Genomic DNA, 16,611 nt, shown 5'->3' with positions numbered 1-16,611 from the left:
ATTAATGGAAAAATTGAGATTTAAGATTCTTTAAAGTTTATCAATCGAGGTATAGCTTGTTTAAGAAATGCAATAATCAATATATTTCTAGTAAGAAAAGAATGTTTATATATTTTTATTATACACCACCTCATAAGTGAGTTTGTCTATTCGTAAGTTCTTGTATATTGCATGGTAATTTCACATTTAAGTAAGCAGGATACCACTAAGTTTGTAAATCATATTCTTGATATCCATACTTTTTAAAATCTTTTGTATAAAATACACGTGTTTTCATGTAGAGCTATTGAAAATTTAAAAAGGGGCTTCGGAGGCGTTGAGAAGATTCTGCATCACTGGGAATGGTATATTTATTTTGTATAAAGAATAACCCATTTTCTAAAAAATACGAGATTTTATACAATGAAAGTTTCTAGTCACCAACATAATGATGTTTCCCGATTGCCGAAACAACCTAAAGAACCCTTATTGAATGTTCCATTTATTATAGTTGTTTTGATAGCATTTTGTTTTTGTCTTTATTGCATTTCTCAGTATTTTTTTTCTCATCATGTTTATGTTGAAAGCCTTGAGTTTTTTTCATTTATACCAGCATTGTTTAAGAGGCATCCTGTAGCATTTTGTTATACCATGGTAAGTTATTCATTTATGCATAGTAGTTTTAAACATGTTGCTCTTAATATGGTTTGGCTTTTGGTTTTCGGCTCTCCTTTAGCAAGGCATTTTGGTGTTTTACGTTTTTTAATTTTTTGGGTGTTAACGGCAGTTATTTCTGTTTTGACTTATTTTACATTTCATCAAGAAAGTACCATATCACTTATTGGGGCGTCAGGTGCCGTATCTGGAATGATGGGTGCTATTGCACGTTACGGTTTTCCTAGTGGTAATCTAGCTGTCAATGCGCAGAACGAAAAACTTTTGGGACCTTTATTGTCTGTCAAAAAAGCTCTGTGTTCTAAGGGGGGTCTTGTTTATATGAGTGTATGGCTGACGACTGATTTTATCATAGGTATTTCTTCTATTTTGTTTGAAGAAAATGGCATCTCAATAGCATGGGAAGCTCATATTGGCGGATTTCTTGCGGGTTTTTTGTTGGTTGGTTTTTTTGATGTTTCACAAAAAATTAAAAACTAGAATCTAAGATATTGATGTGCCACATAAAGAGCTATTGTTGCTGCATTTGAAACATTTAATGATTTAATATGTCCAGGCATATCAAGGCGTGTTAAAGCGCAAACGGTTTCGCGTGTTTTTTTACGCAAGCCTTTACCTTCTGCTCCTAAAACAAGAGCAATTTTATTTCCTTTTAATGCTGTTTCTAGAGGTTGTTCACCTTCTGAATCGAGACCAAAGCTTGTGAAACCTGTTTGATGAAGTTCTTGAAGAGCTTCAGCAAGGTTTCGTACGGTAATATAATGAATCATTTCCAGAGCTCCAGATGCTGCTTTCGCAAGAACACCGCTTTCGTGGGGAGAGTGACGGCAAGTTGTAATAAGTGCTTTAGCTTTCAATGCGACTGCAGAGCGCATAATAGCGCCAACATTATGTGGATCGGTAATTTGATCCATGACAATGACCAGATCAGTATTGGTTAGTTCCGACAGTTTGCATGGTTTGAGGGGGAGAGTTTCCAACACAACACCTTGATGAACTGCTTCACTTCCAACAAGCGAATCAAGATATTTGGGCGTGCATAATGTAACAGAGCAAGGATAATCTGATTCGGATATATTTAATCGTTTTAAGGCATTTTGTGTAACGTAAAGACATTTTAAAATTCTTTTTGGGTTTTCTAAAGCAGCCTGAACAGAATGAATGCCATAAAGATGGATGATCTCTTTCTGTAAAGAAGCAGCTTTCTTCTTTGGGTGTGTAAAAGATCGAGAAGGAGAGCCTTTTGTATCGCGATATCGGCGACGCAAACGAGCATAATGAGAATTTTGTGATGTTTTTTCTTTCATAGCTTCTTTATAACGTGTTAATAAGAAAAATAGAGAGAAAAAATCTATGATTTAAAATTATGAGCAGGAAATTTGTACAGAATTGTATTTATTCTGTTGACAGATACAATAGTAATCGTCATAACCACTTCGCAATCAGATTGAATTGAATGGGTATTCAAGATGGTTGTCGTGATGTCTCATTGCGCGACTTTATCGGTGTAATGGAGGGGTGCCCGAGTGGTTAAAGGGGGCGGACTGTAAATCCGTTGCGTATGCTACGTTGGTTCGAATCCAACCCCCTCCACCATTCATCGAAGGAGAGTTAGTACGTGGGTCATGCGGGTATAGCTCAATGGTAGAGCAGCAGCCTTCCAAGCTGAATATGCGGGTTCGATTCCCGCTACCCGCTCCAAATGGTTGTTGATGATTGGGCAAATAGGTATGATGGAGGATATTCCATTTATAGATTTTGTGGGGTTTTCCGTCTAAGAGTTGTGGTGATTGGGCTGTTTACAGTCTGGTCAGACTTAAGTTTTGCAGAACTGTCCCTAGGTGCTAATAAAAATAGGGAATAAAACAAGAGATTAATAGCAATGGCGAAGAGCAAGTTTGAACGAACAAAACCGCATGTTAATATTGGTACGATTGGTCACGTTGATCATGGGAAGACTTCGTTGACAGCAGCGATTACGAAATATTTTGGTGAATTTAAAGCTTATGACCAAATTGACGCTGCGCCAGAGGAACGTGCACGTGGAATTACTATTTCTACAGCACATGTTGAGTATGAAACGGAAAATCGTCACTATGCGCACGTTGATTGTCCAGGACACGCTGATTATGTGAAAAACATGATCACAGGGGCAGCACAGATGGATGGTGCTATTTTGGTTGTTTCAGCAGCGGATGGCCCAATGCCTCAGACACGTGAGCATATTTTGCTTGCACGTCAGGTTGGTGTTCCAGCAATTGTTGTTTTTCTTAATAAAGTTGATCAGGTTGATGATGCAGAACTTTTGGAGCTTGTAGAGCTTGAAGTTCGGGAACTTTTATCCAAATATGATTTCCCAGGCGATGATATACCAATTGTTAAGGGTTCTGCGTTGGCAGCTCTTGAGGATAAGGATAAAAGCATTGGTGAAGATGCTGTTCGTCTTTTAATGAGTGAAGTTGATAATTATATTCCAACCCCTGAGCGTCCTGTTGATCAACCATTTTTGATGCCGATAGAGGATGTGTTTTCGATTTCGGGTCGTGGAACCGTTGTTACGGGTCGTGTTGAGCGTGGTGTTATCAAAGTTGGAGAGGAAATCGAGATTATCGGTATTCGTCCAACTTCTAAGACGACGGTTACAGGCGTTGAAATGTTCCGCAAGCTTTTGGATCAAGGTCAAGCGGGTGATAATATAGGAGCTCTGCTACGTGGTGTTGACCGTGAAGGGATTGAGCGTGGTCAAGTATTGGCGAAGCCAGGATCCGTTACACCTCATACACGGTTTAAAGCAGAAGCTTACATTTTGACAAAAGATGAAGGTGGACGTCATACGCCATTTTTCACGAATTATCGTCCACAGTTTTACTTCCGTACGACGGATGTTACAGGTATTGTTACGCTTCCAGAAGGTACAGAAATGGTTATGCCCGGTGATAATGTTGCCATGGATGTTTCGTTGATCGTTCCAATAGCGATGGAGGAAAAACTTCGTTTTGCTATTCGTGAAGGTGGTCGTACTGTTGGTGCCGGTATCGTCTCTAAGATCATTGAATAAATAATGCTTGTTAAAGGGGTGTTAAAAGTATTTTAATTTTGAGAGTTAGGGGTATAGCTCAGTTGGTAGAGCGGCGGTCTCCAAAACCGCAGGTCGCGGGTTCAAGTCCTGCTGCCCCTGCCAAAGGGGGATTTTACATATAAGGGAGTGGATTTTGCTGCCTTTTTCGCTTTTTTTGATATGGGGCTTGTTTTTTTGTGTGTGAAACGGTATTGAATAGAAAGTAAGGAAATTGCATAAGTCTGAAAGTTGGCTTTTGCATTTTTTTTCTGTTTATTTTGTTCTATAAAACACAATAGGACTAGAGAGAGTATAGTGTGACGATGGCATCTAAAACCAATCCGATTACCTTTTTGAAGCAGGTTTATGCAGAAACGATTAAAGTGAAATGGCCTACACGTCGTGAGACGGTTATTTCTACTATTATGGTTTTGTTGGTAACTGCATTGGCTTCAGCTTTCTTTTTTATTGTGGATCAGGTTATGCATTTTGGTGTTTGGCGGGTTATTGATCTTCTGAAATATCTTTTTAGTTGAGAATGTAAGGAAGTGTGACTGTGGCAGCTCGTTGGTATATTGTTCAGGCATATTCAAATTTTGAAAAGAAAGTAGCGGAAGCTATTGATAAGGAGGCAAAGCAGAAGGGACTTGATCATCTTTTTGAAAAGATTTTTGTTCCAACAGAGCGTGTTGTAGAGGTTCGTCGTGGACGCAAAGTTGATACTGAGCGAAAATTTTTTCCTGGTTATGTTCTTGTTCGTGCTGAGTTAACAGATGAAGTTTATCATCTTATTAAGAATACGCCTAAAGTGACAGGTTTTTTAGGATCGGATGCGCGTCCTGTTCCCATTTCTGATCGAGAGGTTGAGCAAATTCTCAAACAAGTTCAGGAAAGGGTTGAGTCTCCAAAGTCTTCTGTATTGTTTGAGGTTGGAGAGCAAGTTCGCGTTGCTGATGGTCCTTTTGTTTCGTTTAATGGAATTGTTCAAGAGGTTGAAGAAGAGCGCTCTCGTCTTAAGGTTGAAGTGCTTATTTTTGGGCGTCCTACGCCTGTTGATTTGGAATTTGGTCAGGTTGAAAAACTCTGATTAAACTTAGAGTAGTTTTTATTACTTTAAGAAAGGAGTGGGAGGTGATTTATAGCTTTTGTCGGCTTAATGATCCGAACCACGTGACTGCAAGCGGGTGACGGGCAAGATGAATTGTCAGTATACCAGTGAAATTAAAGGCAGATTGTTATGGCAAAAAAAAGTATAGGTCAGCTTAAGTTGCAGGTCCCTGCAGGAGCTGCTACTCCATCTCCACCGATTGGTCCAGCTCTTGGGCAGCGTGGTATTAATATCATGGAATTTTGTAAGGCGTTTAATGCAGCGACACAAGAAATGGAAAAGGGGGCACCGATTCCAGTTGTTATTACGTATTACCAAGATAAATCTTTCACATTTTCTCTCAAGACGCCTCCTGTATCATTCTTTTTAAAGAAGGAAGCAAACCTGAAATCTGGCTCAAAAGAGCCTGGTAAAGTGTCTGTAGGAAGCATTTCTCGCGATAAAATTCGTTCGATTGCGGAATCAAAGATGAAAGATCTTAATGCAAATGACATTGAGGCAGCGATGCGTATGGTTGAAGGTTCTGCTCGCTCGATGGGTTTGGAAGTGGTGGGCTAGTATTATGGCAAAAGTAGCAAAGAGAATAAAAAATATCCGAAAAGATATCGATTTTAGTGAACTTTACGCTTTAAAAGATGCTGTTTTAATGGTTAAGGAGCGTGCCGTTGCTAAATTTGATGAAACAATCGAAATTTCAATGAATTTGGGTGTTGATCCTCGTCATGCTGATCAAATGGTTCGAGGTGTTGCTCATTTGCCTAATGGAACAGGAAGAAATATTCGTGTTGCCGTTTTTGCTCGTGGGGATAAGGCTGAGGAAGCTAAGGCGGCAGGAGCTGATATTGTGGGTGCCGAAGATTTATTTGAAAGCGTTAATAGAGGGACTATAGATTTTGATCGTTGTATTGCAACACCAGACATGATGCCTCTTGTTGGTCGTCTTGGTAAGATTCTTGGTCCACGGAGTTTGATGCCCAATCCCAAAGTTGGTACTGTAACACTTGATGTTGCTGGTGCTGTCAAAGCATCTAAGGGTGGTGCTGTTGAGTTTCGTGTTGAAAAAGCCGGTATTGTGCATGCTGGTATTGGTAAGGCTTCTTTTGGTGTTGAAAAAATCGTAGAAAATATAAAAGCCTTTGCAAGTGCAGTTATTAAAGCTAAGCCGCAAGGTGCAAAAGGTGAGTATATTAAGCGCGTTGCTGTTTCTTCGACTATGGGGATTGGTGTTAAAGTTGATCCAGCAACAGTTCGTTCAGAGACAGTATAAGCTGATTTATAATTTTGTTTTGGGGTATGTGAACATCAAAATTGTATTTTAAATGCTGGTTTTGATCAGCTAGCTATCTAAGCTTTATAGAGCTTAGGTTGTACCGGAAGAAATTCCGGAATATCCTGTCCGAGATTGTAGGTGATACTTTTAAGTATCTTAATCAAAAAAGCCTGCATGAGACTGGGGTAAAAACTGAGAGTTAAAAGACTTAAAGGGTTTGAGCCAAGGTTGCCTTTGAACGCTGTGCGTGAAAAAGGGGACAGGATCCTCATCGGTGACATGAAGTATTTTATGTTATCAAAGGTAACCAACAGGTTTGTTCTAAGCAAATCTGTTAAATGGAGAGAGACAGTGAATAGAGCGGAAAAACGCGAATTTGTTACATGGCTTAACGAGGCTTTTCGGAAGTCTGGTTCTGTTGTTGTTGCACATTATTCCGGTCTGACAGTTTCACAGATGAATGATCTGCGTTCGAAAATGGGTGAAGCTGGCGGTGCCGTTAAGGTCGCCAAAAACCGTCTTGCTAAAATCGCTCTTCAGGGCACGGAATCTGAATCGATAGTGGGTTTGTTTACCGGACAAACACTTATTGCTTATTCAGAAGATCCAATCACAGCACCAAAAGTTGCTGTTGATTTTGCGAAAAGCAATGACAAATTTGTCATCCTTGGTGGTTCAATGGGTGCAACAAGTTTAAGTGTAGATGCTGTGAAGTCATTGGCTTCATTGCCTTCATTAAACGAGTTGCGTGCAAAACTTGTGGGTATGATTTCTACCCCTGCGACCCGTATTGCACAGGTTGTTAATGCCCCTGCTGGTCAGGTTGCGCGTGTCATTGGAGCATATGCTCAGGAGGATAAGGCGGCTTAAGGCTGTTTGTATTCATGTTTATGGAAAAGCTTTAATGCTTTTCTGTTTTTTTGGATAAGTTTTAATAATGGTTCAAATCTTTTAATTGAAGGAATTTAAAAATGGCTGATCTAGAGAAGATCGTAGAAGACCTTTCTAATCTAACCCTTTTGGAAGCTGCTGAGCTTTCTAAGTTACTTGAAGAAAAGTGGGGGGTTTCGGCTGCTGCTCCTGTAGCTGTCGCTGCTGTTGCTGGTGCTGCTGCTCCAGCTGCTGAAGAAAAAACAGAATTTGATGTTATTCTTGTTGAAGGTGGCGCACAAAAAATTAATGTTATTAAAGAAGTTCGTGCCCTTACTGGACTTGGTCTTAAAGAAGCTAAAGATCTGGTTGAAGGAGCACCCAAGCCTATTAAAGAAGGTGCTTCTAAAGAAGAGGCAGAGAAAATTAAATCTCAACTTGAAGCTGCTGGTGCTAAAGTTGAACTTAAGTAAATTTAATTTTATCGGCGAACATTTATGTTCGCCGATTTTCTTTCTCTTAATACAAAGAGGGAAAATAATGAGTAAAAAACCTTTTCCCAATGGTTTCGTAACATGAATGGGATAGGTTTTGATTACTTCCCCCTTCATCATAGAGTCAAAGAGATAAATGGCTTATGTTGGTGGGGAAAGTTAATGATGCTCATTATGAGTGTCAAGTGAACTGGTCTGCATATGCAGGTTAATGGTATAAGGCTTTCAAGGTTGGTCTACCTTGAACAGTAAAGATCAAGGAGCGACGATGGCTCAGACTCACGCAATGATGTCTCAATTCAATGGTCGTAAGCGCGTACGGAAATTTTTTGGTAAGATTCCTGAAGTAGCAGAAATGCCGAATCTTATTGAGGTTCAAAAAGCCTCATACGATCAATTTCTCATGGTTGAGGAACCGAAAGGTGGGCGACCAGATGAAGGTTTGCAAGCTGTTTTTAAATCGGTTTTTCCTATTTCAGATTTTTCCGGGACAGCTATGCTTGAGTTTGTAGGTTATGAATTTGATTTACCAAAATTTGATGTTGAAGAGTGCCGTCAACGTGATTTAACTTATGCTGCCCCATTAAAGGTCATATTGCGTTTGATTGTTTTTGATGTTGATGAGGATACTGGCTCCAAAGATATCAAAGATATTAAAGAGCAAGGCGTTTATATGGGCGATATGCCTTTAATGACGACGAATGGTACCTTTATTGTTAATGGTACGGAGCGTGTTATTGTTTCTCAGATGCATCGTTCTCCTGGTGTCTTTTTTGACCATGATAAAGGAAAGTCCCATTCATCAGGAAAGCTTCTTTTTGCTGCTCGTGTTATTCCATATCGTGGTTCTTGGCTTGACATTGAGTTTGATGCTAAAGATATCATTTATGCGCGTATTGATCGACGGCGCAAGATTCCTGTTACTAGTCTTTTGATGGCATTAGGTATGGATGCGTCGGATATTTTATCGACGTTTTATGATAAAGTGACTTATGAGCGTGATGGAGAAGGATGGCGTGTTCCTTATTCTGTGGATCGCTTTAAAGGAATGAAGCTCATTTCTGATCTTATAGATGCAGATAGTGGTGAAGTCGTTGCGGAGGCTGGTAAAAAATTAACAGTTCGTACTGCAAAGTCTTTGGTAGAAAAAGGACTTAAAGCGGTTAAAGTTAGTGAAGATGATTTATTAGGTTGTTATCTAGCCGAAGATATCGTCAATTACGAAACAGGTGAAATCTACCTTGAAGCTGGTGATGAAATTGACGAAAAAGTATTAAAAATTCTGCTCGATGTTAGTGCTGATCAAGTCAATATTCTTGATATTGATCACATGAATATTGGCGCTTACATCCGCAATACTTTGAAGGTAGATAAAAATGAAAGTCGGCAGGATGCGTTATTTGATATTTACCGGGTGATGCGTCCAGGTGAACCACCAACAATCGATACAGCAGAAGCAATGTTCCATTCATTGTTTTTTGATCCAGAGCGTTATGATCTTTCCGCTGTCGGGCGTGTTAAGATGAATTTACGTATGGATCTTGATTGTCCAGACACAGTTCGCATTTTACGCCAAGAGGATATTATTGCTGTTGTTAAGATGTTGGTTGAATTGCGTGATGGACGTGGTGAAATTGATGATATTGATAATCTTGGCAACCGTCGTGTTCGTTCCGTCGGGGAGTTGATGGAAAATCAATATCGCATTGGTCTTCTTCGTATGGAGCGTGCGATAAAAGAGCGTATGTCATCGGTTGAAATTGATACAGTTATGCCACAGGATTTGATTAATGCAAAGCCTGCGGCAGCAGCGGTCCGTGAATTTTTTGGGTCTTCACAATTGTCTCAGTTTATGGATCAAACCAATCCATTGTCAGAAATTACCCATAAACGCCGTCTTTCTGCTCTTGGTCCAGGTGGTTTGACTCGTGAACGTGCGGGTTTTGAAGTTCGTGACGTCCATCCTACGCATTATGGTCGTATTTGTCCGATTGAAACACCAGAAGGCCCCAATATTGGTCTGATTAACTCCTTAGCAACATTTGCGCGAGTTAACAAATATGGCTTTATTGAAAGCCCATATCGAAAAATTATTGATGGTAAAGTCACAAAAGAAGTTATTTATCTTTCAGCGATGGAAGAAGCAAAGCATTATGTAGCTCAAGCTAATTCTTCATTAGATAGTGAAGGCCGCTTTATAGAAGAGTTTGTTGTTTGCCGTCATGCAGGTGAAGTTTTAATGGCGCCACGCGATCATGTTGATTTGATGGATGTTTCACCAAAACAGTTGGTTTCAGTTGCAGCAGCGCTTATTCCATTTTTGGAAAATGATGATGCGAATCGTGCGTTGATGGGATCGAACATGCAGCGTCAGGCAGTTCCTCTTGTACGCGCTGAGGCACCCTTTGTTGGTACGGGAATGGAATCCGTTGTTGCACGCGATTCAGGAGCTGCTGTGAGTGCAAAACGTAGTGGTGTTGTTGATCAAGTCGATGCTACCCGTATTGTTATTCGTGCAACAGAAGATTTAGATCCTTCAAAATCAGGCGTTGATATTTACCGTTTACAGAAATTTCAGCGTTCTAATCAGTCCACTTGTATTAATCAGCGTCCTCTTGTACATGTTGGTGATAGGGTAGAGAAAGGTGATATCATTGCAGATGGTCCATCTACGGATCTTGGTGATTTAGCTCTTGGGCGGAATGTTCTCGTAGCATTTATGCCTTGGAATGGATACAATTATGAAGATTCTATTTTGTTATCCGAGCGCATTGTTGCTGATGATGTGTTTACTTCAATTCATATTGAGGAATTTGAAGTTGCGGCACGCGATACAAAACTTGGACCTGAGGAAATTACGCGCGACATTCCTAATGTTGCGGAAGAAGCGTTAAGAAACCTTGATGAAGCTGGCATTATTTATATTGGTGCTGAAGTTCAACCAGGTGATATTTTAGTTGGAAAGATTACCCCAAAAGGTGAAAGTCCCATGACGCCGGAAGAAAAGCTTCTGCGTGCAATCTTTGGAGAAAAGGCATCTGATGTTCGTGATACTTCTATGCGTATGCCTCCTGGGACTTTTGGTACTGTTGTTGAAGTTCGCGTTTTTAATCGCCATGGCGTGGAAAAAGATGAACGTGCGATGGCAATTGAGCGTGAAGAAATTGAGCGTTTAGCAAAAGACCGAGATGATGAACAGTCGATTCTTGATCGCAATGTTTATGCGCGTCTTACCGATATGTTGACAGGTAAAGTTGCTGTAGAAGGTCCGAAAGGCTTTTCGGGTAGTAAAAAGCTTGATAGTACAGTAATGGGGCATTATCCACGATCACAGTGGTGGCAATTTGCTGTTGAGGATGAAAAGCTTCAAAATGAAATTGAAGCTTTGCGTAAACAATATGATGAATCAAAAGAAGCATTACAACGTCGCTTTATGGATAAAGTTGAAAAAGTCCAAAGAGGTGATGAAATGCCTCCTGGTGTCATGAAAATGGTGAAGGTTTTTGTGGCTGTGAAACGCAAAATCCAACCAGGTGATAAGATGGCGGGGCGTCACGGGAATAAGGGTGTTGTTTCACGTATTCTTCCCGTAGAAGATATGCCTTTTCTTGAAGATGGGACCCATGCTGATATCGTCTTGAATCCACTTGGTGTGCCTAGTCGTATGAATGTTGGACAAATTCTTGAGACGCACCTTGGTTGGGCATGTGCCGGGATGGGCAAGAAGATTGGCGATTTGTTAGAGTTATATCAAGAAACTGGGGATATACTTCCTTTGCGTCAGCGTATTGAAAATCTTATGCCTGATGATAATCATAATGAGCCAGTCCGTCAGTATGATAATGAAAGCCTTTACAAATTGGCTTTACAGATGAAGAAAGGGGTTTCAATTGCAACGCCTGTTTTTGATGGAGCACATGAGTCTGATATTAACATGATGCTGGAAGATGCAGGATTAGATAGTTCAGGGCAGGTTACGCTTTATGATGGTCGTACTGGGGAGCCTTTTGATCGTCCAGTAACGGTGGGATATATTTACATGTTGAAATTGCATCACCTTGTTGATGATAAGATTCATGCACGTTCTATTGGTCCCTATTCACTTGTTACGCAGCAGCCATTAGGAGGTAAGGCACAATTTGGTGGTCAGCGTTTTGGTGAAATGGAGGTTTGGGCACTTGAAGCTTATGGTGCTGCATACACTTTGCAGGAGATGCTAACAGTAAAATCAGATGATGTGGCTGGTCGAACAAAAGTCTATGAGGCAATTGTGCGTGGTGATGATACATTTGAGGCAGGTATACCCGAAAGCTTTAATGTGTTGGTAAAAGAAATGCGCTCACTTGCTCTTAATGTGGAGCTTGATGATGCGCGTGAACTTATTGCACAGCGGGCATTGTCTGATACGACAGAATAATAATTCAAGGAGCGCACTAGAAAAAGGCTGCGCTCTTATTACTTTAAGAGGCTCAATAACCTTATTAAGGCTATACAGGTTGTTTTTTAAAAGTAAATGTATTTTAAAGAAGATCTGTTATAAAATAAATGAGATATTACAACAGGTTCTAAGAATCTTTGAAGGAGAACAGCATGAACCACGAGGTCATGAATCTTTTCAATCCTCAAGCGCCAGCGCAGACATTTGACTCTATTCGTATTTCTATTGCGAGTCCTGAGAAAATTTTGTCCTGGTCGTATGGTGAGATTAAGAAGCCTGAGACGATTAATTATCGGACGTTTAAACCAGAGCGTGATGGTCTTTTTTGTGCACGTATATTTGGCCCTATTAAGGACTATGAATGTCTATGTGGCAAATATAAACGCATGAAGTATAAGGGCATTATTTGTGAAAAATGTGGTGTAGAGGTTACTCTTTCCCGCGTACGTCGTGAGCGTATGGGGCATATTGAACTTGCGGCACCCGTTGCGCATATATGGTTTCTTAAATCATTACCAGGTCGTATTTCTACACTTTTAGATTTAACTTTAAAAGATATTGAACGGGTTCTTTATTTTGAGAATTATATTGTAACCGAACCAGGATTGACATCTCTTAAGCTCCATCAGCTTCTTTCTGAAGAAGAATATATGCTTGCTATTGATGAATTTGGAGAAGATCAGTTTACAGCTATGATTGGCGCTGAAGCTATTTACGAGCTTTTAGCTAGTATGGAGTTAGATAAAATCGCTAATGATTTGCGTCTTGAATTAGCTGAAACAACTTCAGAGTTAAAGCAGAAAAAATTGATTAAACGACTTAAAATCGTTGAAAGTTTTCTTGAATCTGGAAATAAGCCAGAGTGGATGATTATGAAAACAATTCCGGTTATTCCACCGGATTTGCGTCCATTGGTTCCGCTTGATGGTGGGCGTTTTGCGACATCAGATCTGAATGATCTTTATCGGCGTGTTATTAATCGTAATAACCGCTTGAAACGGCTGATTGAATTGCGTGCTCCTGGAATTATCGTGCGCAATGAAAAGCGTATGGTACAAGAAGCTGTTGATGCATTGTTTGATAATGGACGGCGTGGGCGTGTGATTACTGGAGCCAATAAACGTCCTCTTAAGTCTTTATCAGATATGTTGAAGGGCAAGCAAGGACGTTTTCGTCAGAACTTACTTGGGAAGCGTGTTGATTACTCGGGGCGTTCTGTTATCGTGACGGGTCCTGAATTAAAATTGCATCAATGTGGTCTTCCCAAAAAAATGGCTCTTGAATTATTTAAGCCTTTTATTTATGCGCGGCTTGATGCAAAAGGCTATTCATCAACGGTAAAGCAGGCAAAGAAGCTTGTTGAAAAAGAACATCCAGAAGTTTGGGATATCTTGGATGAGGTTATTCGTGAACACCCTGTTTTGCTCAATCGTGCACCAACATTGCACCGCTTGGGGATTCAGGCTTTTGAACCTATCTTGATTGAAGGGAAAGCTATCCAGCTTCATCCGCTGGTGTGCACTGCTTTTAATGCAGATTTTGATGGAGATCAGATGGCGGTTCATGTTCCGCTTTCTCTTGAAGCACAGCTTGAAGCCCGTGTTTTAATGATGTCAACCAATAATATTCTTCATCCAGCTAATGGAGCTCCCATTATTGTTCCATCACAGGATATGGTTCTTGGTCTTTATTATCTTTCGATTGTTTCTGAAAAAGAACCAGGTGAGGGAATGGCTTTTTCTGATATAGGTGAGCTTCATTATGCTTTAGAAAATAAGGTTGTAACGCTTCATACGAAGATTAAAGGCCGTGTTAAGAATATGGGGAAGGATGGAAAAGAAGTTTCTAAACTTTATGATACGACACCTGGTCGTTTGATTATCGGTGAGCTTTTGCCAAGAAATGCGGATATCTCATTTGATATTGTCAATCAAGAGATGACGAAAAAGAACATTTCTAAAATGATTGATCATGTTTATCGGCACTGTGGACAAAAAGAGACGGTTATTTTTTGTGACCGTATTATGCAGCTTGGCTTTTCTTATGCTTGTCGTGCAGGAATTTCATTCGGTAAGGACGATATGGTTATTCCTGATAGTAAGTCGCGTTTAGTTGCAGAAACAGAAGCTTTGGCTAAGGAGTACGAACAGCAATATAATGATGGTTTGATTACACAAGGTGAAAAATACAATAAGGTTGTAGATGCTTGGGGTAAATGTACAGATCGCGTCGCAGATGAAATGATGAAACGTATTCAAGCCGTCGATTTTGATCCTAAAACAGGTCGTCAACGACCGATGAATTCGATCTATATGATGTCGCACTCTGGTGCTCGTGGTTCTGCTAACCAGATGAGACAATTGGCCGGTATGCGTGGATTAATGGCAAAACCATCGGGTGAAATTATTGAAACACCCATTATTTCAAATTTTAAAGAAGGTCTAACTGTTAATGAATACTTCAATTCCACGCATGGTGCACGTAAAGGACTTGCTGATACTGCGTTAAAGACGGCGAACTCTGGTTATTTAACACGGCGTCTTGTTGATGTTGCACAGGATGCTATTATTTCAGCAGTTGATTGTGGTACCGCAAAAGGGCTTACCATGCAGCCGATTGTTGATGCAGGACAAATTGTTGCCTCCCTTGGGCAAAGAATTCTTGGTCGTACAGCGCTTGTTGATATTCTACATCCTGTCTCTGGAAAGGTTATCCTTGAAGGTGGAGCAATGATTGAGGAAGCTGATGTTGCGAAGATTGAAGCAGCTGGGATTCAATCTGTTCAAATTCGTTCTGCATTAACATGTGAAACACGTCTTGGTGTTTGTGCAAAATGCTATGGTCGTGATTTGGCGCGTGGAACACCTGTTAATCAGGGAGAAGCCGTTGGTGTTATTGCTGCTCAATCCATTGGTGAGCCGGGAACACAGCTTACTATGCGTACTTTCCACTTAGGAGGAACTGCGCAGGTTGTGGATTCATCGTATTTAGAGGCATCTTATGAAGGTAAGGTGGAAATTCGTAATCGTAATGTGGTTCGTAACTCTGAAGGCCATTTGGTTGTTATGGGGCGTAATATGGCTATCCTTATCAAGGATGAGTTAGGAAAAGAGCGCGTTGTACATCGTGTTAGCTATGGTGCTCATATTTTTGTTGATGATGGTGATGTGGTTAAACGTGGCCAACGTATAGCAGAATGGGATCCTTATACACGTCCAATTTTAACGGAAGTTGAAGGCTATGTGGGTTTTGAAGATATGATTGATGGTTTATCTGTCACTGAAACAGCTGATGAATCTACGGGTATTACGAAGCGTTTGGTGATTGATTGGCGCGCTAATCCACGTGGTGCGGATCTTAAACCAGCCATTATTATTCACACGGATAAAGAAGGTGAATCTATTGCTAAATTGTATAAGGGAGGTGAAGCCCGTTATATGATGTCAGTGGAAACTATTCTTTCTGTTGAACTTGGTGCTCATGTTAAGGCTGGTGATGTTATTGCTCGTTTGCCAATGGAAAGTGCCAAAACGAAAGATATTACGGGTGGTCTTCCTCGTGTGGCTGAGCTTTTTGAAGCGCGTCGTCCAAAGGATCATGCGATTATTGCTGAAGTTAGTGGTACAATTCGGTTTGGCCGTGGTTATAAGAATAAACGTCGTATCATTATTGAACCAAATGATGAAACTCTTGAGGCAGTAGAATACTTGATTCCAAAAGGTAAGTTGTTCCACTTCCAAGAAGGCGATCAAATTGAAAAGGGGGATTATATCCTTGATGGGAATCCAGCACCTCATGACATCTTGGCGATTAAGGGAGTTGAGGCTTTGGCATCTTATCTTGTTAATGAGATTCAGGAGGTTTATCGTTTGCAGGGAGTTCTTATTAATGATAAGCACATTGAAGTGATTGTTCGTCAAATGTTGCAAAAAGTTGAAATTACTGAATCTGGAGATTCTGGTTATATTCCAGGTGATAATGTTGATCGTATTGAACTTGATGAAATCAATGATAATTTGATTGCAGAAGGGAAGAAACCTGCATCTGGTAATCCCATTCTTCTTGGAATTACAAAAGCTTCTCTTCAAACGCCTTCTTTCATTTCGGCGGCATCGTTTCAGGAAACAACACGTGTTCTTACTGAAGCAGCAGTTTCTGGTAAAATTGATACTTTGCAAGGACTTAAAGAGAACGTTATTGTCGGTCGTCTTATTCCAGCAGGTACGGGTGGTACAATTTCTCAAATCCGTCGTATTGCTGCAGTTCGTGATGATTTGATTGTAGATGAGCAGCGTAAGTCTAGTAATAACGAAGTGGCTAAGGCTATGTTGACAAATATGACAACCGGGGCTGTTGCTGAATAATTTAAATACAACATCACATAATAAAAAAACGTCTGAATAGAAAGTTCAGACGTTTTCTTATTTCGAAATGCAGAAGTTGTATATTCTCTTGAAAAATATAAAAAATTATAAGGCGATAGTTATTTTTAACATCTTTAGTAGCTTATTGTTTTGTAATGATGCTTATCTTTCTTGTTGCTTCATTTTAAAGTTTTCTTATTTCTGAAGGCAGTATAGAAAGTTTTTTCCCAAGTATGTGAAACTCAAAAAACATATTCAAGGAAAAGAGTTGATTATCTACAAATCAAATAATGATTGATTTTGAATTTTAGGAAAATTTCTGATTGATATCTTCTATAAAGATTTAAAAGGACTT

General features: G+C 40.1%; 11 protein-coding genes and 3 tRNA genes. 13 read left to right on the top strand and 1 reads right to left on the bottom strand.

Going from position 1 to position 16,611, the window contains the following annotated elements; genetic code table 11:
* Positions 1-402 precede the first annotated feature (402 nt).
* A complete protein-coding gene (locus ACFIMU_RS00835) occupies positions 403-1,134 on the top strand; it encodes a rhomboid family intramembrane serine protease (RefSeq protein ID WP_375696739.1) in 732 nt (243 codons plus the stop codon).
* Here the strand turns inward: ACFIMU_RS00835 and ACFIMU_RS00830 are convergent.
* Positions 1,131-1,961 carry a TrmH family RNA methyltransferase gene (locus ACFIMU_RS00830; protein ID WP_375614374.1) on the bottom strand — a complete coding sequence of 277 codons (831 nt, stop codon included), beginning with the start codon at positions 1,959-1,961 and terminating at the stop codon, positions 1,131-1,133. The two genes, ACFIMU_RS00835 and ACFIMU_RS00830, sit on opposite strands and share 4 nt — an antisense overlap.
* A gap of 205 nt (positions 1,962-2,166) precedes the next feature.
* Between ACFIMU_RS00830 and ACFIMU_RS00825 the strand changes: the two genes are divergently transcribed.
* The 12 genes from ACFIMU_RS00825 to rpoC all read left to right on the top strand — a co-directional run bounded on the left by ACFIMU_RS00825 (position 2,167) and on the right by rpoC (position 16,256).
* A tRNA-Tyr gene (locus ACFIMU_RS00825) sits at positions 2,167-2,250 on the top strand.
* Positions 2,251-2,281: 31 nt separating this feature from the next.
* Positions 2,282-2,355: transfer RNA gene (locus ACFIMU_RS00820), tRNA-Gly, on the top strand.
* 181 nt (positions 2,356-2,536) lie between these two features.
* Entirely contained in the window at positions 2,537-3,712 is a 1,176-nt protein-coding gene (tuf, locus tag ACFIMU_RS00815; protein WP_012755022.1) for an elongation factor Tu, read from the top strand.
* Between the two features lie 47 nt (positions 3,713-3,759).
* A tRNA-Trp gene (locus tag ACFIMU_RS00810) sits at positions 3,760-3,835 on the top strand.
* Between the two features lie 200 nt (positions 3,836-4,035).
* Positions 4,036-4,248 (top strand): preprotein translocase subunit SecE, encoded by a 213-nt coding sequence (gene secE, locus ACFIMU_RS00805; protein ID WP_273790652.1) that lies wholly within the window; start codon positions 4,036-4,038, stop codon positions 4,246-4,248.
* Positions 4,249-4,268: 20 nt separating this feature from the next.
* A complete protein-coding gene (gene nusG, locus ACFIMU_RS00800) occupies positions 4,269-4,799 on the top strand; it encodes a transcription termination/antitermination protein NusG (protein ID WP_273790740.1) in 531 nt (176 codons plus the stop codon).
* 150 nt (positions 4,800-4,949) lie between these two features.
* Positions 4,950-5,378: a 50S ribosomal protein L11 gene (gene rplK / locus ACFIMU_RS00795; protein ID WP_273723157.1), complete on the top strand. Its 429-nt coding sequence runs from the start codon at positions 4,950-4,952 to the stop codon at positions 5,376-5,378.
* A gap of 4 nt (positions 5,379-5,382) precedes the next feature.
* Complete coding sequence (gene rplA / locus ACFIMU_RS00790; RefSeq protein ID WP_375607230.1) at positions 5,383-6,087, top strand: 50S ribosomal protein L1; 705 nt, start codon at positions 5,383-5,385, stop codon at positions 6,085-6,087.
* 354 nt (positions 6,088-6,441) lie between these two features.
* Positions 6,442-6,960, top strand: a complete 519-nt coding sequence (rplJ, locus tag ACFIMU_RS00785) for a 50S ribosomal protein L10 (protein WP_375607229.1) — start codon at positions 6,442-6,444, stop codon at positions 6,958-6,960.
* A gap of 101 nt (positions 6,961-7,061) precedes the next feature.
* Positions 7,062-7,433: a 50S ribosomal protein L7/L12 gene (gene rplL, locus ACFIMU_RS00780; RefSeq protein WP_012755028.1), complete on the top strand. Its 372-nt coding sequence runs from the start codon at positions 7,062-7,064 to the stop codon at positions 7,431-7,433.
* Between the two features lie 289 nt (positions 7,434-7,722).
* Positions 7,723-11,871, top strand: coding sequence for a DNA-directed RNA polymerase subunit beta (rpoB, locus tag ACFIMU_RS00775; protein ID WP_375614670.1), 4,149 nt, complete (start codon positions 7,723-7,725; stop codon positions 11,869-11,871).
* 173 nt (positions 11,872-12,044) lie between these two features.
* Positions 12,045-16,256 carry a DNA-directed RNA polymerase subunit beta' gene (gene rpoC / locus ACFIMU_RS00770; protein ID WP_375696738.1) on the top strand — a complete coding sequence of 1,404 codons (4,212 nt, stop codon included), beginning with the start codon at positions 12,045-12,047 and terminating at the stop codon, positions 16,254-16,256.
* Positions 16,257-16,611: the final 355 nt, after the last annotated feature.

This window comes from Bartonella sp. AC70YNML, from assembly GCF_042196545.1.
In the GTDB taxonomy this organism is placed as follows: domain Bacteria; phylum Pseudomonadota; class Alphaproteobacteria; order Rhizobiales; family Rhizobiaceae; genus Bartonella.
This window is presented reverse-complemented; position numbering and strand designations above follow the sequence as displayed.